This window comes from Streptomyces netropsis, from assembly GCF_014203545.1.
In the GTDB taxonomy this organism is placed as follows: Bacteria; Actinomycetota; Actinomycetes; order Streptomycetales; family Streptomycetaceae; genus Streptomyces; species Streptomyces netropsis.
The window spans coordinates 411,568-429,869 of the sequence record NZ_JACHJG010000005.1; the positions used below are offsets into that span (position 1 = coordinate 411,568).

Genomic DNA, 18,302 nt, shown 5'->3' on the forward strand with positions numbered 1-18,302 from the left:
CTCTGTTCGAACCGGGACGGAAGCCCCTCATGAGCCTGCACGGTCTGCTCGACGCCGTCGTCAATGATCCGGCGCTCGCCGAAGCGGTGAAGGCCGCGGCCGACGGGAACCGGCCGCACGTCGACCTCGTCGGCCCGCCCGCCGCGCGCCCCTTCGCCATCGCCGCGCTCGCGCGGTCCGCCGGGCGGCCCGTGCTGGCCGTCACCGCCACCGGGCGGGAGGCCGAGGACCTGGCGGCGGCGCTGCGGTCGCTGCTGCCGCCCGACGGCGTCGTGGACTTCCCGTCCTGGGAGACGCTGCCGCACGAGCGGCTGTCGCCGCGCTCGGACACCGTCGGCCGGCGGCTCGCCGTGCTGCGCCGGCTCGCGCACCCGAGCAAGGACGACCCGGCCGCGGGGCCCGTCAGCGTCGTCGTCGCGCCCGTGCGGTCCGTGCTGCAGCCGCAGGTCAAGGGGCTCGGTGACCTGGAGCCCGTCGCCCTGCGCAGCGGGCAGAGCGCGGACCTCGGCGAGATCACCGAGGCGTTGGCGGCCGCCGCGTACGCCCGGGTCGAACTGGTGGAGAAGCGGGGCGAGTTCGCCGTCCGCGGCGGGATCCTGGATGTGTTCCCGCCCACCGAGGAGCACCCGCTGCGCGTGGAGTTCTGGGGCGACGACGTCGAGGAGATCCGTTACTTCAAGGTCGCCGACCAGCGGTCCCTGGAGGCCGCCGAGCACGGCCTGTGGGCGCCGCCCTGCCGGGAGCTGCTGCTGACCGACGCCGTGCGGGCGCGGGCCGCGGAGCTCGCGGAGGAGCACCCCGAGCTCGGCGAGCTGCTCGGCAAGATCGCCGAGGGCATCGCGGTGGAGGGCATGGAGTCCCTCGCCCCGGCCCTGGTGGACGACATGGAGCTGCTGCTCGACGTCCTCCCGGCCGGGTCCATGGCGGTCGTCTGCGACCCCGAGCGGGTGCGGACCCGCGCCGCGGACCTCGTCGCGACGAGCCAGGAGTTCCTGCAGGCGTCCTGGGCGGCCACGGCGGGCGGCGGCGAGGCGCCCATCGACGTCGACGCGGCGTCCCTGTGGGGCATCGCGGACGTCCGGGACCGGGCCCGTGAGCTGGGCATGATGTGGTGGTCCGTCAGCCCCTTCGCGGCCGACGAAGATACGGACGCGGACACCCTCAAGCTCGGCATGCACGCCCCCGAGGTCTATCGCGGCGACACCGCCCGCGCCCTGGCCGACACCAAGGGCTGGGTCGCCGACGGCTGGCGCACCGTCTTCCTCACCGAGGGCCACGGCCCCGCGGCCCGTACGGTCGAGGTGCTCGGCGGCGAGGGCATCCCCGCCCGCCTCGACGCCGACCTGGCCGAGCTGTCCCCGTCCGTCGTCCACGTCTCCTGCGCGAGCCTCGACAGCGGCTTCGTCGACCCCGGGCTGAAGATCGCGGTGCTGACCGAGACGGATCTGACCGGTCAGAAGTCGGCGAGCAAGGAACTGGGCCGGATGCCGGTCCGCCGCCGCAAGACGATCGACCCGCTGACGCTCCAGGCCGGTGACTACATCGTCCACGAGCAGCACGGCGTCGGCCGCTACATCGAGATGGTGCAGCGCACCGTGCAGGGCGCGACCCGCGAGTACCTGCTCGTGGAGTACGCGCCGGCCAAGCGCGGCCAGCCCGGCGACCGGCTCTACATCCCGACCGACCAGCTGGAGCAGGTCACCAAGTACGTCGGCGGCGAGGCCCCGACGCTGCACCGGCTCGGCGGCGCGGACTGGACGAAGACCAAGGCGCGCGCGAAGAAGGCCGTCAAGGAGATCGCCGCCGACCTGATCAAGCTGTACTCGGCGCGGATGGCCGCCCCCGGGCACTCCTTCGGCGCGGACACCCCCTGGCAGCGGGAGCTGGAGGACGCCTTCCCCTACGCCGAGACCCCCGACCAGCTCACCACCATCGCCGAGGTCAAGGAGGACATGGAGAAGTCCGTCCCCATGGACCGCCTGGTCTGCGGCGACGTCGGCTACGGCAAGACGGAGATCGCGGTCCGGGCCGCGTTCAAGGCCGTGCAGGACGGCAAGCAGGTCGCCGTGCTGGTGCCGACCACGCTGCTGGTGCAGCAGCACTTCGGCACGTTCTCCGAGCGGTACGCGCAGTTCCCGGTGGTCACCAAGGCGCTGTCCCGCTTCCAGAGCGACACCGAGGCGAAGGCCGTCCTGGAGGGGCTGCGGGACGGCTCGGTCGACATCGTGATCGGCACGCACCGGCTGTTCTCCTCCGAGACCAAGTTCAAGGACCTGGGCCTGGTCATCGTGGACGAGGAGCAGCGCTTCGGCGTGGAGCACAAGGAGCAGCTGAAGAAGCTCCGTGCCAACGTCGACGTGCTGACGATGTCCGCCACCCCCATCCCCCGCACGCTGGAGATGGCGGTCACCGGCATCCGCGAGATGTCGACGATCACCACGCCGCCGGAGGAGCGCCACCCGGTGCTGACCTTCGTCGGCCCGTACGACCAGAAGCAGATCGGCGCGGCCATCCGGCGGGAACTGCTGCGCGAGGGCCAGGTCTTCTACATCCACAACCGGGTGGAGTCCATCGACCGGGCGGCCGCGCGGCTGCGCGAGATCGTCCCGGAGGCGCGGATCCAGACGGCGCACGGGCAGATGGGGGAGGGCGCCCTGGAACAGGTCGTGGTCGACTTCTGGGAGAAGAAGTTCGACGTGCTGGTCTCCACGACGATCGTGGAGTCGGGCATCGACATCTCCAACGCCAACACCCTGATCGTCGAGCGCGGCGACAACTTCGGTCTGTCGCAGCTGCACCAGCTGCGCGGCCGGGTCGGCCGCAGCCGCGAGCGGGGTTACGCCTACTTCCTCTACCCGCCGGAGAAGCCGCTCACCGAGACCGCGCACGAGCGGCTCGCCACCATCGCCCAGCACACGGAGATGGGCGCGGGCATGTACGTGGCGATGAAGGACCTGGAGATCCGCGGCGCGGGCAATCTGCTCGGCGGCGAGCAGTCCGGGCACATCGCGGGCGTCGGCTTCGACCTCTACATCCGCATGGTCGGCGAGGCCGTGGCGGACTACCGGGCCTCGGTGGAGGGCGGGGTGGAGGAGGAGCCGCCGCTGGAGGTGAAGATCGAGCTGCCGGTCGACGCGCACGTCCCGCACGACTACGCGCCGGGGGAGCGGCTGCGCCTCCAGGCGTACCGGTCCATCGCCTCGGCCAACAGCGAGGCGGACATCAAGGCCGTCCGCGAGGAGCTCACCGACCGCTACGGCAAGCTGCCGGAGCCGGTGGAGAATCTGCTGCTCGTCGCCGGTCTGCGGATGCTGGCCCGCGCGTGCGGGGTCGCGGACATCACGCTCCAGGGTCCCAATGTGCGCTTCGGCCCGGTCGAGCTGCGCGAGTCGCAGGAGCTGCGGCTGAAGCGCCTCTATCCGCGTACGGTCATGAAGCCCGCCACGAACCAGATCCTGGTGCCGCGTCCGGCGACGCGGCCCATCGGCGGCAAGCCGCTGGTCGGCCGGGAACTGCTGGCGTGGACGGGCGAGTTCCTGACGACGATTCTGGGTTCGTAGCGAAGGCTCGTAGCGAGAGTTCGTAGCGGAGGTTCGTAGCGAGGGTTCGTAGCGGAGGTTCGTAGCGAGGGTTCGTCAGCAGCCTTCCAGCGCCCGCGGTCGTGCGATCCCCTGGCAGGGGGGCGCAGCCGCGGGCGCTGTGGCATGGGTGGATGTGCGCCTTCGCGCCGTTTGTGACCGTCTGAACCGGGACAAATTCCCTACGGCCCGGTGGGCGCCCGCCGGGTGGCCACGGGATCAGGTTCATGCCGCCTCACAGACGGGACGTCTCCCTTGCCCCGGTCCATGCTGCACGCGTCCACCGCCGTTCGCACCGCCGCCTCCGCCGTCCTCGCCTGCGCGGTGCTGTTCGCCGCCGCCGGCTGTTCCTCCGAGAGTGAGAAGAAGGGTGATGCCAAGGGTGGTGAGGGCTCGGCCCTGAAGACCGCGTCCGCCCTGACGGTCAAGGGGCGGGAGTCCATGTCGGGTTACACCCGGACGAAGTTCGGCCAGGCCTGGGCGGACACCGACGGGAACAAGTGCGGCACCCGGGACGACATCCTCAAACGCGACCTGTCCGAGGTGAAGTTCGGCGACGGCCGCTGCACGGTCACCTCCGGCACGCTCGCCAAGGACCCGTACACGGGGAAGTCGGTCCGCTTCGAGCGGGGGAAGAGCAAGATAGACATCGATCATGTCGTCGCCCTGTCCGACGCGTGGCAGAAGGGCGCCCGCGCGTGGGACCCCGCCAAGCGCGTCGCCCTCGCCAACGACCCGCTCAACCTGATAGCCGCCGACGCCTCCGCCAACCGCAGCAAGGGCGACGGCGACACGGCGAAGTGGCTGCCGGACAACGAGGCCTACCGCTGTGAGTACGTCGCCCGTCAGGTGGCGGTGAAGAAGAAGTACGGCCTGTGGGTGACCGACGTGGAGAAGGCGGCCATGGTGAAGGTCCTCTCCACCTGTCCCTCCCGCAAGCCGCCCACCGGGGGCAACCCCACCGCGGCGCCGACCCGGTTCACGACCAAGTAGACGCAGGTCCTGCCGGCCGGTCACGCCGGCCGACAGGACCTCGTCACGGTCAGGAGCGTGTGGTCGCCGAGGACGGTTTGGGTGTGCCCGGTGCGCTCCCCAGGGGGACGTACCAGGTCTTCCCGGTCCGTTCGAGGGTCAGCCGGTGCCGGTAGGTGCGGCCCTTGCTGTCGGTGCCCCAAATGGCGACGTCCGCGAAGTCGGGGCCGAATTCGTGGTTCACCGCCACGTCCTCGACCTGTATGCCCCGGCCGCCCTCGCGGTTGACGAGGTCGCGGGCCCCCTGCTGCGCGCCCTGGTCGCCGGGGCGCCCCAGCTTCGCCAGGGCGTCCGGGTCACGGGCGTTGAGGGCCTCGACGTAGGCCGAGGCGGTCTCCTTCTCCGTTCTCGCCTCGTCCTGGTTCTCGCTGTCGCAGCCGGTCAGTGCGAGCAGTGCCGCTGTGGCCAACCCTGCCGCGCCGAGCGCGGCCGTGCGACGTGCTGTCATCTGTGCCCCCAGGGCCAGGCGGGTCGGACGGCCCGATACCGGGTCGGTATCAGGTGCGGTGTGCGTAGTACCAGGCGTCGGGACGCTTGGCCAAGAGGTTGCTCAGCTTCCGGTTGTGTGTGTTGCCCGTGTGGTAGGTGAGGTACCGCTCGGTGCGCGTCAGCGCGGTGACGATCATGGAGTGGTCGATGTTGTTGTTGGGGCGCGGGCCCCAGTCGGCCTGGAGCACGTCCGCGGTGCCGAGGGCCCAGATGTTGCGCAGCGGCTTGGTGCGCTTGGAGTGCACCTGGGCGAAGAAGTACCAGTTCTCGGCGCCGGCCCAGGTGTAGCTGGTCCACGGCTGAGGGCCGTAGAACCACTTCTTGTTGTTCCTGCGGTCGAGAAGGGACCCGCCCACGGGCTTCCAGCCGCCCGCGTACATCGCCTGGGAGATGAAGTTGGTGCAGTCGTTGCCGTAGGTGCGGTAGTCGTCGTTCGGGTGCTTCCAGTACTTGTTGGCGTAGGCGACCATCTTGCGGTAGTTGTACGACGCCGCGGCCTTCGGGGACTGCTCCGCGGGGCGGGCGAGCGAGGCCCGCACGGCGGGTGTGTCCTTGTCCTGGGAGTCGGGCTCCGTGCGGCCCTCTTCCGGCGCCGCCGCATAGGTGGTGACGTCGCCGGTGCCCAGGTCCGGCTTGTCGGAGGCGAGCTGCCAGCCGCCCGCCGCGGTCCGGGTGAAGGTGAGCGTGTGGGCGAGGGAGTACTCCTCCGCCTCCGGGGCGCCCTTCGGGACGTCCGGGTAGAGGAGCCTGGTGTCCTCGGTGAGCTCGAGCGTGGCGGTGTCGCCGCTCCGCGTCGCCGCGCCCGGGGTGGCCTTCACCTCGGCGCGGGTGTAGCCGCCGCTGGCCTTCTCGTAGGCGCGGCCCTGCTTGGCCAGGGTCGTGAACTCCTGGGCCAGCCGGGCCCGCAGCGAGGCCTCGGCGGCCTGCGGGACGACGGGCGCCTTCCGGTTCCGCCCGGTGGCGGTCACGGTGTCCGCGCGCTGGTTCAGATAGCCGTCGGCTATCCGGACGAGCTCGGAGGTGTCGGTGGCCGAAAGCGGTGTGTCGGCGGCAGCGGCGGAATCCGGCCGTTCGGCGGCCAGGGCCGCGGGCGCCGCACCGAGCGCCAACGCGGTGGTGACGGTGACCGCACAGGCGGCATGGGTCAGTTTCCTCGGCATGTGCTCCCCCATAAGCAGTAGCTGATTGACCGAAACCACAGTCACTCGGGGGAACGCGAGTGGCGAGGGTGGTGGTTGCCGTGTGGCTGGAACACCCCGGCGAAATGGCCGGGTCCGCCCTCTCGCCCGCGGCGGGCTCAGGTGCCGAGGGGCGCTTCGGCTGGGGGGACCGTCTTTGCCGCCTGCGGCGGCGGGGCGCCCTTCGGGCTCGCCCCCAGGCCCGCTGGGAGCCTCCCAGCGGTAGCCGGGGGAGGGATGGAGAGCACCGCGCAGCGGGAGGGCGGGCGACGCCGTCTAGGGGATCCGCTTCAGCACGACGTAGCCGCCCTCGCCGCCGAGGACGCCGAACCGCGAGCCGGGATGCCGCCGCTGGGCCTCGGCGGCCAGCTCCTGGGGCGGCTTGCCGTCGGTGACGTGCTGGGCGACGTAGTCGGGGACGACGCCCCGGGTGTCCCCGATCCACAGCACCCGGCAGCGGGAGACGAGCCGGCTTATCGGGCCGACGTCGGATTCGACGACGGCGCCGTCGGGGATGCGGGCCAGCAGGCGTTCGGTCGCCTTGACGCCCTCGGATATCCGGTACGTGTCGGGCTCGGTCAGCCCGTACAGCGGCAGCGAGGCGCTCAGCGCGAGCGCCGCCGCGAGCACGGCGGCGGGCAGCTGGTGCGCGTAGCGGCGCAGCCACCGGCGTCGGCTGCGCCGTGCCGTGGCCAGCGCGTCGACGAGGGCGAGGAAGACGACGGGCATCAGCACGGCGCTGTAGTGCCAGTCGGTGCCCCAGTAGTGCTCCTCGTGGGAGAGGAACCGCCAGCCCAGCGTCGGCAGTGCGACGATCAGCAGCGGCGAGCGCAGCGCCAGCAGCCCGGTGGTGGGCAGCAGCACCCACAGCAGGGTGCGGACCGCGGTGTCGAGGGGGATGGTGGCGGTGGGGCCGGTGCCGTTGACCTTGTTCCAGTAGTCGTACGAGCCGCCGGTGTTGAAGCCGGGGATGATCAGGCCGACGGTGACGGCGAGGGCGGCCAGCCCGAACGCGACCAGCCCGACGGCGAGCGCCGTCGCGCGCGGGTCGCGCTTCGTGCCGCGCAGCCGCACGAGGATCAGCACCCCGATGGCCGCGGCCGTGACGCCCAGGTCCTCCTTGACGAGGACGAGCGGCAGCGCCCACCACACCGCGGCCCGCCACCGCCGGCGCACCACGGCCTCCAGGGAGAAGGCGAGCAGCGGCATGGCGAAGGCGATCTCGTGGAAGTCGAAGTCGACCGCCCGCTGCACCCCCCACGACAGTCCGTACGCGACGCCGACGGCCAGTCCGCGGGCCCGGCCCAGCAGCCCGGCCGCGAGCCGGGTGACGGGCACGGCGGACAGCGCGAACAGCGCGGCCTGCGCGACGAGCAGCGTGACGGGGCTGGGGAAGACCCGGTAGAAGGGCGCGATCAGCGCGGTGACCGGACTGAAGTGGTCGCCGAGGATATGGGTGCCGGGCCCCTTGAGGTCCGCGACGGGCGCCTGGAGGTGGGCGTAGGCGCGTATCGCCTGCTCGAAGATGCCCAGGTCCCAGGACATGGTCAGCATCCGCCGGTGCCGGCACACCGACACCGCGGTGAACAGGACGAAGAGGACGGCGCCCACCCAGTACGGGTCGGCCCGCGGCCCGCGCAGTGCGGCGGCGCGCGGCTTGGTCCCGGACGCGGACCGGGCCGGGCTCCGGCCCGGTGCCGAGACGGCGGCTGCGGCCGAATCCATGGGCGGTCCTGTCCTCTCTATTGCGCTGTGTCCGACGAGCCGCCGGGGCCACGGGGCGCCGGGGCGAATGTCGAAAAGATACGCGAAAGCGACCGGGGCCGGTCAGAAGCCGATTCCCGGCCGGGAGCCGTGCCGTCCTTCTCCGGCCTCCTCAGCAGAGACGGCTCCCAGAGGGCGGTGGTTCACTCGGCCGGGCTTTCGCGACGCACCTCACGCCCCCACCGCATCGGGTGCCACTGGCGAATCGTTGGCCGAATCAGTGGCCTACGTCACGTGGACTCCCTAACATCGATCAACGCAAGGCCGACTGCCCGCCCGTCATCGTCCACGACCCAGCCGGGAGGCTCCATGCACCGCCGTAGGACCGCGCTCGTTGTCTCCGCCGCCGTGCTCCTCCTCTCCGCGCCCCTGCTCACCGCGTGCGGATCCGCGGCGCATCCCGGCGCCGCGGCCGTCGTGGGCGACGACCGGATCACGGTCTCGCAGCTCCAGCACGAGGTGAACGACGTACGGGACGCGCAGCAGTCCTCCCCGCAGGGCCGGCAGCTGCAGGCCAACAGCGCCCGGCTGAACCAGGACACCCTGATCCGCCTCGTCCAGTACCGGATCGTGGCGCGGGCCGCCGAGGACAACGGCGTGGAGGTCACCCGCCGCGAGGCGCAGCGCCGCCGCGCCGACGTCGAGCGGTCCAACGGGGGAGCGGAGGCGGTGCGGAGCAGGTTCCTCGCCCTCGGCATCGCACCCGACCGGATCGACGAGGCGCTGACCATGGACCTCACCCGGGCCAAGCTGGACGGCAAGCTCGGCACCGCCCGGACCAACGACGTCCTGCGGCGCACCTCCGACGCCCTGCACGTGGACGTGAACCCGCGCTACGGCACCTGGGACCCCAAGCGCGGCATCGCCCAGCCCACGCAGGAGCCGTGGCTGCGGGCCGCCGCTCCCGCCCCGGGCGAACCGCAGCGCCCGGCGTGAGCCGCCGCCGGTGCCGTCACCTACGCTCGGCGGTGTGAACGACTCCGCACCTGGCCGCATCGTCCTGCTCACCACCAGCCACCGGGTCGCCCCCGGTCTGCTGTCCTGGCCCGCCTGGCAGGTGCTGCGCGCCGCCGACCGGGTGCTGTGCGCCGACCCCGCCCACCCGCAGCTGCCGTATCTGCGGGAGGCGGGCGTCGAGGTCGAGGAGGGCGGCGCCACCGCCCGTGAGCTGGTCGACTACTGCGTGGGCGACGACCGCACGGCCGTGGTGCTCACCTCGGCCGTCGGCGAGTCCGCCCTCACCGACGGCCTGGCCCGTCTCGCGGGCTCCGGCCGCGAGACGATGCCCGCCCTGGAACTGCTCCCCGGCTCCTACGACCTGCCCGGCGCGCGCCTGATCGACCTCGTCCAGGTCATGGATCGGATCCGGCGGGCCTGCCCGTGGAGCGGCATCCGCACCCACGAGGACCTGGCGAAGTACGGCCTGGAGGAGACGTACGAGCTTCTGGAGGCCATCGAGACCGGTGACCGGGAGTCGCTGCGCGAGGAGCTGGGCGACGTGCTGCTCCAGGTCGTCTTCCACGCCCGGATCGCCCAGGACGACCCGGACGAGCCGTTCTCGGTCGACGACGTGGCGGGGGTGATCGTCGACAAGCTCATCCACCGCCACCCGCACGTCTTCGGCGAGGAGACCGCCGAGACGCCCGAGGACGTCAAGGCGCACTGGCTGCGGACGAAGGCGGTCGAGAAGGGCCGCGAGTCGGTCACCGAGGGGGTTCCGCTCGGTCAGCCGGCCCTGGCCCTGGCCGCGAAGCTGGCCTCCCGGGCCCGGGCCGAGGGCCTGGAGGTGACCCCGCCGACCGGGGGCGGCGTCGGCTACGAGCTGCTCGCCCTGGCCGTACGGGCCGAGGCGGACGGCGTCGAGCCGGAGACCGCCCTGCGGGCCGCGGCCCGCGCCTACCGCGACGCGATCCGCGCGGCCGAGGGCGGGCCAGCCGGAAGCTGACCCGGCGGGGCCGTGGCGGCCGGGCACCCGTTCGGCCCAGGTTCGGGGCTGTCCGCGCGCAGCCGGGGTAACCGGACCGCATGCTGGAGAACATGGACCTCGCCAACCGCGACCACCTCGTCGGTATCGCGCCCGCGGTCGTCGGCGTGATCGTCACCATCCTCCTGGTGATCGCCGTCTTCTGGGGGCGCCGGAAGCGTGACGCGGAACCGCCGCCCCCGGCCGCGCCGCAGCGGCGCATGGGCGCGTGGAGCACGCCGGGCGAGCGGGAAGGCCCGAAGTCGCCCGACCACGGCCCGGGCCACGACGACGACGAGGACACGGTCGGCTATGTCACCGAGCACCACGAACAGGACGAAGTGCCCGTACAGGACCAGGAACACCGGCTGCTGCCGCACGAGCTGAACCCCGCCACCCACGAGGAAGAGCTGTCGGAGGAGCGCAAGAAGTGGCACGAGGGCGGCAGCGGCGGCTTCGGCAGCGGCGGCGGCGGTCACACGTAGGCCTGTCCGGCGGATCTCCGCCTGCGGGCTGTCGTGCCGACTGCGGACCGTCTTGCCGCCTGCGGGCTGTCGTGCCGACTGCGGGCCGTCTTTGCCGCCTGCGGCGGCGGGCGCCCTGCGGGCGCGTCCTCAATCGCCGGACGGGCTGAAATCAGCCCGTCCGGCGCTTGAGGACACGGCACAGTAGCCCGTCCGGCGATTGAGGACACGGCACAGTAGCCCGTCCGGCGATTGAGGACACGGCACAGCAGCCCGTCCGGCGATTGAGGACACCGCCGCGCAGCGGAGGCACACGCCACGGCCCGCAGGGCCCAGAGGTAGCGTCGGGGGGTGCACGACGACAAGGACACACCCCCCGCGCCGCCCCTGTTCACCTGGGAATTCGCCGCCGATCCGTACCCCGCGTACGCCTGGTTGCGCGAACACGCGCCCGTGCACCGCACCGCCCTGCCCAGTGGCGTCGAGGCCTGGCTCGTCACCCGCTACGCCGACGCCCGCCAGGCCCTCGCCGACCAGCGGCTGTCGAAGAACCCCGCGCACCACTCCGAGTCCGCGCACGGCAAGGGCAAGGTCGGCATTCCGGGCGAGCGCAGCGCGAACCTGATGACGCACCTGCTCAACATCGACCCGCCGGACCACACCCGGCTGCGCCGGCTGGTGTCGAAGGCCTTCACCCCGCGCCGCGTCGCCGAGTTCGCCCCGCGCGTGCAGGAGCTGACCGACCAGCTCATCGACGCCTTCATCGACAAGGGGGAGGCGGACCTGATCCACGAGTTCGCCTTCCCGCTGCCCATCTACGCGATCTGCGACCTGCTCGGCGTGCCCCGCGAGGACCAGGACGACTTCCGCGACTGGGCGGGCATGATGATCCGCCACGGCGGCGGGCCGCGCGGCGGGGTCGCGCGGTCGGTGAAGAAGATGCGCGGCTATCTCGCCGAGCTGATCCACCGTAAGCGGGAGGAACTGGGAGAAGGAGGGGACGACGACCTCATCTCCGGACTCATCCGCGCCAGCGACCACGGCGAGCACCTCACGGAGAACGAGGCCGCCGCCATGGCCTTCATCCTGCTGTTCGCCGGTTTCGAGACCACCGTGAACCTGATCGGCAACGGCGTCTACGCCCTGCTGCGCAACCCCGGCGAGCGCGAGCGCCTGCAACGCGCCCTGGCCGAGGGCGACGAGAGCCTGCTCGCCACCGGCGTGGAGGAACTGCTGCGCTACGACGGGCCGGTGGAGCTCGCGACCTGGCGGTTCGCGACCGAGCCGATCACCCTGGGCGGGCAGCGCATCGCCGCCGGCGACCCCGTGCTCGTCGTGCTGGCAGCCGCCGACCGCGACCCCGAGCGGTTCGCCGAGCCGGACACCCTCGACCTGTCCCGGCGTGACAATCAGCACCTCGGCTACGGCCACGGCATCCACTACTGCCTGGGCGCGCCGCTCGCCCGGCTGGAGGGCCAGGCCGCGCTCGCGACGCTGTTGCGCCGCCTGCCGGACCTGCGGCTTGCCGCCGATCCGGAGGAGTTGAGGTGGCGCGGCGGGCTGATTATGCGTGGTCTACGCACGCTTCCGGTGGAATTCGCTCCGCGTATCAGATGACCATACGTCAACTCGCGTGACCTTCGCGTGACCTCCGCTACACCGGCTTGTGACTCCTGTGGTCCGTCGCTATGTTCGACCACCATCAACTGAGCCGCCAACGAGAGGCCCACGCATGCGCTCCGGCAACGGTAGACACCGCAGACCCCGTCAGGTACCGGCGATCGTGGTCGCGGCGGGGGTGACGGGCGCGTCCATCGCCATGCCGCTGCTCGCCGCCACCGGCGCGAACGCCGCCGAGGCCCAGACGTGGGACAAGGTCGCCAAGTGCGAGAGCGGAGGCGTCTGGAGCTCCAACTCCGGCAACGGCTTCTTCGGCGGACTGCAGATGACGCCGGAGATGTGGCAGCAGAACGGCGGCACGGACTACGCGCCGCGCCCCGACCTCGCCAGCCGCTCGCAGCAGATCGCCGTGGCCGAGCGGATCCTCGCGAACCGCGGCCCGGACGCCTGGCCGAGCTGCGCGGTGTCCTCGGGACTCGCGAAGGGCGGCAAGGCGCCGGAGGTCAACCCCGGCAATACGCACACCCCCGAGCCGGAGGCGCCCGCCAAGCCCGCGCCGACGCGCAACACCCCCTCCACCCCGTCGACCCCTTCCCCCGACTCCTCCGAGAAGCCCTCTCCCTCCGAGAAGCCCTCCTCCGAGAAGCCGTCCTCCCCCTCTTCCACGCCCTCGTCCCCCGACTCGTCCGCTTCGCCCTCCACGCCCACGGGGACCGGCGAGCCGACCGGCAAGCCCACCGAACCGGTGCCCGGGGAGTCCACGCAGCCCACGGACGGTTCCACGGAGGGCGGCAAGCACCGCAAGCCCTCCACGGACGACCCCACCGAAATCCCCTCGACCACGCCCGGCGCACCCTCGGGCACCCCCGGCGCGGACACGGGCTCCTCCGGCACGCCGGCGCCCGGCGCCACGGACGGCACGGGCACGGACAAGGACCACGCCGGTACGCCGCGTTCGGACGACGGGCGTGCCTCGCGGGACGGCGGCGCGCGGACGGAACAGCCGGGCGCCGGCGACTACACGGTGCGCCCCGGTGACAATCTGTCAGCCATCGCGGAGGAGCACTCCGTCGAGGGCGGCTGGTCCTCCCTCTACCAGGACAACAAGAAGGTTGTCGGCGCCGATCCGGACCTGATCCAGCCTGGTCAGAAGCTTGAGGTCAAGAAGAAAGCCGGGAAATAGAGCAGACTTCTGAGGGAATGTCCGTTCCGGTCGAAAGTGAGACATGGGTCTCGTTGACTTTTGGTCGGAAGGCGCCCGTCCGGAGTTTGTTCATGGTCTCCCACCTGCGGAAACGAGGTGTTCCCGTGGGTAACCAGAGGCAACTGTGGCTGGAATCAGGGGTTTGAACCCGTACGCCAGCTGTGTCTAACGTCGTCACCGCTCGCCACCGCGAGCACCACGGCCGCCACGCCGAATCCTGCCGGCGGCCGGAGGGGTCGTCGCGAAAGCGCCGTAGGCAGGAGCGGGGGAACCAAGGTAGGCGCCGGAACGGTCCAGCCGATCATCCGATCGACAGGGGCGGGACGGCTTGGGGTGAAGCCGAGTGTGCACCGCACACCAGGCCGGGCAACTCACAGCCCGAACCCGACAGCTCACCTCGTAGGCGTCGGTGAGGAAACCGACTTATGTCCAAGGGCAAGCACCGCCGTCCGTCCAAGGCCGTTCGTATGGTCACGCTCGCCGGCGTCGCCGGTGTCGCCGTGGCCGCCCCGCTGATGGCCGCGACCTCCGCCAATGCCGCCTCCGTCGACACCTGGGACGCCGTCGCGCAGTGCGAGTCCGGTGGCAACTGGTCCATCAACACCGGCAACGGCTACTACGGCGGCCTGCAGTTCTCGCAGTCCTCCTGGAACGCCGCCGGCGGCCAGGCCTACGCCGACCGCGCCGACCACGCCACCAAGAGCCAGCAGATCGCCGTCGCCGAGAAGCTGCTCGCCATGCAGGGCCCGGGTGCCTGGGGCTGCGCCGGTGCGGGCGGTCTGACCGCCGGTGGCGCCAAGGCCGACGTCGACACCTCCGGCTCCTCCTCGCGCGGCACCTCCACCAAGTCGCACGCGGACCGCAGCGAGCGCCAGGCCCCGAAGCAGACCGCCCCGAAGGCCGCCCCGCAGCTGCAGTCCGACGACGAGGACGACGCTCCGGCCCCGGCCCCGAAGCAGACCGCGCCGAAGGCCACCCCGAAGTCCTTCAAGAAGGGCGACGGCGAGTACGAGGTCAAGGCCGGCGACACCCTCGCCAAGATCGCCGAGGCCAAGAAGGTCAAGGGCGGCTGGCAGAAGCTGTACGACCTCAACAAGGACATCGTCGAGGACGCCGACCTCATCTTCGTGGGTCAGCAGCTGCACCTCAGCTGATCCGGCGGGCCGGCCACCGTGCCGCGCCCCCCTGTGCTCACAGCGGACCGCCCCGCTCCGACGCGCCTTCCCCCCGGGGCGCGTCGGGGCGGGGCTCCGCCGTTTCCGGGGCTCCGTCGTTTCCGGACCACCCGGCCGCCCGGGCCCCCGCGTCCGCATTCTCCGCTCGGCGAACACATCGGCTATTCGTCCGATGATCTCGGCATTTGTGCGGTTTTTCGGCTCGCCAAGTGGTCCACCGGCGGGGGGAACCCCCGGAGCCCGTTAGGCTCGGGGGCAGAACTCCAGACACACACGAAGGAGACGCACGTGCCGTCTATCGACGTCGTCGTAGCTCGCGAGATCCTCGACTCGCGAGGCAACCCCACGGTCGAGGTCGAGGTCGGCCTCGACGACGGCTCCACGGGCCGTGCCGCCGTGCCGTCCGGCGCCTCCACCGGCGCGTTCGAGGCCATCGAGCTCCGCGACGGTGACAAGAACCGCTACCTCGGCAAGGGCGTCGAGAAGGCCGTTCTCGCGGTCATCGAGCAGATCGGCCCGGAGCTCGTCGGTTACGACGCCACCGAGCAGCGCCTGATCGACCAGGCCATGTTCGACCTGGACGCCACCGACAACAAGGCCTCGCTCGGCGCCAACGCCATCCTCGGCGTCTCCCTCGCCGTCGCGCACGCCGCCTCCGAGGCGTCCGACCTGCCGCTCTTCCGCTACCTCGGCGGCCCGAACGCGCACCTGCTGCCCGTTCCGATGATGAACATCCTCAACGGTGGGTCGCACGCCGACTCCAACGTGGACATCCAGGAGTTCATGATCGCGCCGATCGGCGCGGAGTCCTTCTCCGAGGCGCTGCGCTGGGGCACCGAGGTCTACCACACCCTCAAGGCCGTCCTGAAGCGCAAGGGCCTGTCCACCGGCCTCGGCGACGAGGGCGGCTTCGCCCCGAACCTCGGCTCCAACCGCGAGGCCCTCGACCTCATCCTCGAGGCCATCAAGGAGGCCGGTTACACCCCCGGCCAGGACGTCGCGCTCGCGCTCGACGTCGCCGCGTCCGAGTTCTTCAAGGACGGCTCGTACGAGTTCGAGGGCAAGTCCCGCTCGGCCGCCGAGATGACGGACTACTACGCGGAGCTCGTCGCCGCGTACCCGCTGGTCTCCATCGAGGACCCGCTGTTCGAGGACGACTGGGACGGCTGGAAGACCCTCACCGAGCGTCTCGGCGACAAGGTGCAGATCGTCGGTGACGACCTGTTCGTCACCAACCCCGAGCGCCTCGGCCGCGGCATCGAGGAGGGCGCCGCCAACGCCCTCCTGGTCAAGGTCAACCAGATCGGTTCGCTGACCGAGACCCTCGACGCCGTCGAGCTGGCCCAGCGCAACGGCTTCAAGTGCATGATGTCCCACCGCTCCGGCGAGACCGAGGACGTCACCATCGCCGACCTGGCCGTCGCCACCAACTGCGGCCAGATCAAGACCGGTGCCCCGGCCCGCTCCGAGCGCGTCGCCAAGTACAACCAGCTGCTGCGCATCGAGGAGATCCTCGACGACGCCGCGGTCTACGCCGGCCGCAGCGCCTTCCCGCGCTTCAAGGGCTGACACCCACCGGCTCAAGGGCTCTGAACGGGCGCTGAACGCTCCCGGCCGAAAACCCTCCCGGGACAGACGGCAGCCTCACTACGTCCTCGGCCACGGTCCCGTACCGTGGCCGAGGACGTACGTTCGTTCAGAGACCACGGGGAGGCGACGTGGCGGCGGAACGGTTGCCCACCGCGACCAGGCTCAAGGCGCTCGGCACGGTGCTCGTACAGGGCCCGTCGGCCCGGGGCGGCCGGGTCTACCGCGCGCGGCCACCCCGCCGCAGCCGGCTCACCGGCCGCGCCGCGCTCCTCGTGCTCGTCGTCTGCTCCCTGCTCGTCGCGCTGGCCTACCCCATGCGCCAGTGGGTCACCCAGCGCTCGGACATCGCCGACCAGCGGCGCCAGTCCGAGCGCGCCCGTGAACAGGTCAAACGGCTGCAGGAGCAGAAGGCGCGGCTGGAGGACCCGGCGTACGTCGAGCAGCAGGCGCGCGAGCACCTGCACTACGTACGCCCCGGCGAGACCGGCTACAGCGTGGTGGACGGCAGCGGGCCCGCCAAGCGCCGCACGGACCAGGGCGCGGCCAGCCGCCCCTGGTACAGCAACCTCTGGGACGGCGTGGACGCCACGGACTCGCCGTAGAGCCCCACTTCCCGTCCCGCCCCCGACCATTCGAGAACACCGAGTACGAGCGAGCACATGGACACCCCTCCTCCGAAGACCGAGCCCACCGAGCCGACCGACGCGGACATCGCGGCGTTCAAGGAGCAGCTGGGCCGCCCGCCGCGCGGTCTGCGCGCCATCGCCCACCGCTGCCCCTGCGGCAACCCCGACGTCGTCGAGACGCAGCCGCGTCTGGAGGACGGCACGCCGTTCCCGACGCTGTACTACCTGACCTGCCCGCGCGCCGCCTCCGCGATCGGCACGCTGGAGGCGGACGGCGTCATGAAGGACATGACCGCCCGGCTGCAGAGCGACCCGGAGCTGGCCGACGCCTACCGCGCCGCGCACGAGGACTACATCACCCGCCGCGACGCCATCGAGGTGCTGGAGGGCTTCCCGAGCGCCGGCGGCATGCCGGACCGGGTCAAGTGCCTGCACGTGCTCGTCGGCCACTCCCTCGCCGCGGGTCCCGGTGTGAACCCGCTGGGCGACGAGGCCATCGCGATGCTCCCCGAGTGGTGGGCCAAGGGCCCCTGCGTGAGCCCGTGCGACACCGACGGGACGTGCGACGCCGACGCGAAGGCGTGAGCCCCGCCCGGCAGCAGACCCCCGGGCGCTCCGCCCGGGGTGCGAAACCAACCCTTCAGGAGTGCGCATGACTCGCGTCGCGGCCATCGACTGCGGCACCAACTCCATCCGGCTCCTCGTCGCGGACGCCGACCCGGTGACCGGCGAACTCAAGGAGCTCGACCGGCGGATGACGATCGTCCGGCTCGGCCAGGGCGTGGACCGCACGGGCCGGCTCGCGCCGGAGGCGCTGGAGCGCACCTTCGCCGCCTGCCGGGAGTACGCCGAGGTCATCAAGGAGCACGGCGCGAGCCGGCTGCGCTTCGTCGCGACGTCCGCCTCCCGGGACGCGGAGAACCGCGAGGACTTCGTGCGCGGCGTGGTCGACATCCTGGGCGTCGAGCCCGAGGTGATCAGCGGTGACCAGGAGGCGGAGTTCTCCTTCACCGGCGCCACCAAGGAACTGACGGGTCGCGACGACCTGGCGAAGCCGTACCTGGTGGTGGACATCGGCGGCGGCTCGACGGAGTTCGTCGTCGGCGAGGAGCACGTGGGCGCGGCGCGCAGCGTGGACGTGGGCTGCGTCCGGATGACCGAGCGTCATCTGGTCCGCGACGGCGTCGTCACCGACCCGCCGACCTTCGGTCAGCTGTCGGCGATAAAGGCCGACATCGAGGCCGCGCTGGACCTGGCGGAGCAGAGCGTCCCCCTCACCGAGGCTCGCACCCTCGTCGGCCTGGCCGGCTCGGTCACCACGGTCGCGGCGATCGCGCTGGGCCTGTCGGAGTACGACTCGTCCGCGATCCACCACGCGCGGATCTCCCTGGAGCAGGTCCAGGAGATCACCGGCATGCTGCTGTCCTCGACGCACGAGCAGCGCGCGGCGATCCCCGCGATGCACCCGGGCCGGGTGGACGTGATCGGCGCCGGGGCGCTCGTCCTCCAGACGGTGATGGAGCGGATCGGTGCGCGGGAGGTCGTGGTGAGCGAACACGACATCCTGGACGGCATTGCTTGGTCCGTGGCGAACGGCGACGCCTGACCGTTCGGATCCG

Annotated in this window: 15 protein-coding genes and 1 riboswitch; of the genes, 12 read left to right on the plus strand and 3 right to left on the minus strand. The window is 71.8% G+C overall.

Features of this window, described 5'->3' with window-relative positions; genetic code table 11:
* The first annotated feature begins 29 nt into the window (after nt 1–29).
* Both mfd and FHS38_RS15345 read left to right on the plus strand, forming a co-directional pair.
* Nucleotides 30–3,560 (plus strand): transcription-repair coupling factor, encoded by a 3,531-nt coding sequence (gene mfd, locus FHS38_RS15340; RefSeq protein ID WP_184734077.1) that lies wholly within the window; start codon nt 30–32, stop codon nt 3,558–3,560.
* A gap of 285 nt (nt 3,561–3,845) precedes the next feature.
* A complete protein-coding gene (locus tag FHS38_RS15345; protein ID WP_184734078.1) occupies nt 3,846–4,571 on the plus strand; it encodes an HNH endonuclease family protein in 726 nt (241 codons plus the stop codon).
* Between the two features lie 49 nt (nt 4,572–4,620).
* Here FHS38_RS15345 and FHS38_RS15350 read toward each other — a convergent pair whose 3' ends face one another.
* The 3 genes from FHS38_RS15350 to FHS38_RS15360 form a co-directional block, all read right to left on the minus strand.
* Nucleotides 4,621–5,058: a hypothetical protein gene (locus tag FHS38_RS15350; protein ID WP_184734079.1), complete on the minus strand. Its 438-nt coding sequence runs from the start codon at nt 5,056–5,058 to the stop codon at nt 4,621–4,623.
* Between the two features lie 49 nt (nt 5,059–5,107).
* Nucleotides 5,108–6,259, minus strand: coding sequence for an amidase domain-containing protein (locus tag FHS38_RS15355; protein WP_184734080.1), 1,152 nt, complete (start codon nt 6,257–6,259; stop codon nt 5,108–5,110).
* Between the two features lie 294 nt (nt 6,260–6,553).
* The gene (locus tag FHS38_RS15360) at nt 6,554–8,002 is read right to left on the minus strand and encodes a DUF2079 domain-containing protein (RefSeq protein ID WP_184734081.1); all 1,449 of its coding nucleotides are present in this window, start codon (nt 8,000–8,002) and stop codon (nt 6,554–6,556) included.
* A 348-nt stretch (nt 8,003–8,350) separates the two neighbouring features.
* Between FHS38_RS15360 and FHS38_RS15365 the strand changes: the two genes are divergently transcribed.
* The 10 genes from FHS38_RS15365 (at nt 8,351) to FHS38_RS15410 (ending at nt 18,289) form a co-directional block, all read left to right on the plus strand.
* Nucleotides 8,351–8,977 (plus strand): SurA N-terminal domain-containing protein, encoded by a 627-nt coding sequence (locus tag FHS38_RS15365; RefSeq protein ID WP_184734082.1) that lies wholly within the window; start codon nt 8,351–8,353, stop codon nt 8,975–8,977.
* 34 nt (nt 8,978–9,011) lie between these two features.
* Nucleotides 9,012–9,986 carry a nucleoside triphosphate pyrophosphohydrolase gene (locus tag FHS38_RS15370; protein ID WP_184734083.1) on the plus strand — a complete coding sequence of 325 codons (975 nt, stop codon included), beginning with the start codon at nt 9,012–9,014 and terminating at the stop codon, nt 9,984–9,986.
* An 80-nt stretch (nt 9,987–10,066) separates the two neighbouring features.
* Nucleotides 10,067–10,489 (plus strand): DUF6479 family protein, encoded by a 423-nt coding sequence (locus FHS38_RS15375; RefSeq protein WP_229822476.1) that lies wholly within the window; start codon nt 10,067–10,069, stop codon nt 10,487–10,489.
* Between the two features lie 330 nt (nt 10,490–10,819).
* Complete coding sequence (locus FHS38_RS15380; RefSeq protein ID WP_184734084.1) at nt 10,820–12,085, plus strand: cytochrome P450 family protein; 1,266 nt, start codon at nt 10,820–10,822, stop codon at nt 12,083–12,085.
* 115 nt (nt 12,086–12,200) lie between these two features.
* Nucleotides 12,201–13,271, plus strand: a complete 1,071-nt coding sequence (locus tag FHS38_RS15385) for a LysM peptidoglycan-binding domain-containing protein (protein WP_184734085.1) — start codon at nt 12,201–12,203, stop codon at nt 13,269–13,271.
* A 259-nt stretch (nt 13,272–13,530) separates the two neighbouring features.
* A riboswitch (cyclic di-AMP (ydaO/yuaA leader) is annotated at nt 13,531–13,713 on the plus strand.
* A 4-nt stretch (nt 13,714–13,717) separates the two neighbouring features.
* A complete protein-coding gene (locus FHS38_RS15390; RefSeq protein WP_184734086.1) occupies nt 13,718–14,446 on the plus strand; it encodes a LysM peptidoglycan-binding domain-containing protein in 729 nt (242 codons plus the stop codon).
* Nucleotides 14,447–14,755: 309 nt separating this feature from the next.
* On the plus strand, nt 14,756–16,036 hold the full coding sequence (gene eno, locus FHS38_RS15395) for a phosphopyruvate hydratase (RefSeq protein WP_184734087.1): 1,281 nt from the start codon (nt 14,756–14,758) through the stop codon (nt 16,034–16,036).
* Between the two features lie 149 nt (nt 16,037–16,185).
* Nucleotides 16,186–16,659 (plus strand): FtsB family cell division protein, encoded by a 474-nt coding sequence (locus FHS38_RS15400; RefSeq protein WP_184734088.1) that lies wholly within the window; start codon nt 16,186–16,188, stop codon nt 16,657–16,659.
* 57 nt (nt 16,660–16,716) lie between these two features.
* A complete protein-coding gene (locus tag FHS38_RS15405) occupies nt 16,717–17,268 on the plus strand; it encodes a DUF501 domain-containing protein (RefSeq protein ID WP_184734089.1) in 552 nt (183 codons plus the stop codon).
* 67 nt (nt 17,269–17,335) lie between these two features.
* Entirely contained in the window at nt 17,336–18,289 is a 954-nt protein-coding gene (locus FHS38_RS15410; protein WP_184734090.1) for a Ppx/GppA phosphatase family protein, read from the plus strand.
* Nucleotides 18,290–18,302 lie beyond the last annotated feature (13 nt).

Bases quoted from the DNA above. Each gene is read 5' to 3' on its own strand.
- FHS38_RS15355 (WP_184734080.1), bottom strand. From the start codon at position 6,259: ATGCCGAGGAAACTGACCCATGCCGCCTGTGCGGTCACCGTCACCACC.
- FHS38_RS15390 (WP_184734086.1), top strand. From the start codon at position 13,718: ATGTCCAAGGGCAAGCACCGCCGTCCGTCCAAGGCCGTTCGTATGGTC.
- FHS38_RS15410 (WP_184734090.1), top strand. From the start codon at position 17,336: ATGACTCGCGTCGCGGCCATCGACTGCGGCACCAACTCCATCCGGCTC.
- FHS38_RS15365 (WP_184734082.1), top strand. From the start codon at position 8,351: ATGCACCGCCGTAGGACCGCGCTCGTTGTCTCCGCCGCCGTGCTCCTC.
- FHS38_RS15350 (WP_184734079.1), bottom strand. From the start codon at position 5,058: ATGACAGCACGTCGCACGGCCGCGCTCGGCGCGGCAGGGTTGGCCACA.
- FHS38_RS15375 (WP_229822476.1), top strand. From the start codon at position 10,067: ATGCTGGAGAACATGGACCTCGCCAACCGCGACCACCTCGTCGGTATC.
- mfd (WP_184734077.1), top strand. From the start codon at position 30: ATGAGCCTGCACGGTCTGCTCGACGCCGTCGTCAATGATCCGGCGCTC.
- FHS38_RS15345 (WP_184734078.1), top strand. From the start codon at position 3,846: ATGCTGCACGCGTCCACCGCCGTTCGCACCGCCGCCTCCGCCGTCCTC.
- FHS38_RS15405 (WP_184734089.1), top strand. From the start codon at position 16,717: ATGGACACCCCTCCTCCGAAGACCGAGCCCACCGAGCCGACCGACGCG.
- FHS38_RS15360 (WP_184734081.1), bottom strand. From the start codon at position 8,002: ATGGATTCGGCCGCAGCCGCCGTCTCGGCACCGGGCCGGAGCCCGGCC.
- FHS38_RS15385 (WP_184734085.1), top strand. From the start codon at position 12,201: ATGCGCTCCGGCAACGGTAGACACCGCAGACCCCGTCAGGTACCGGCG.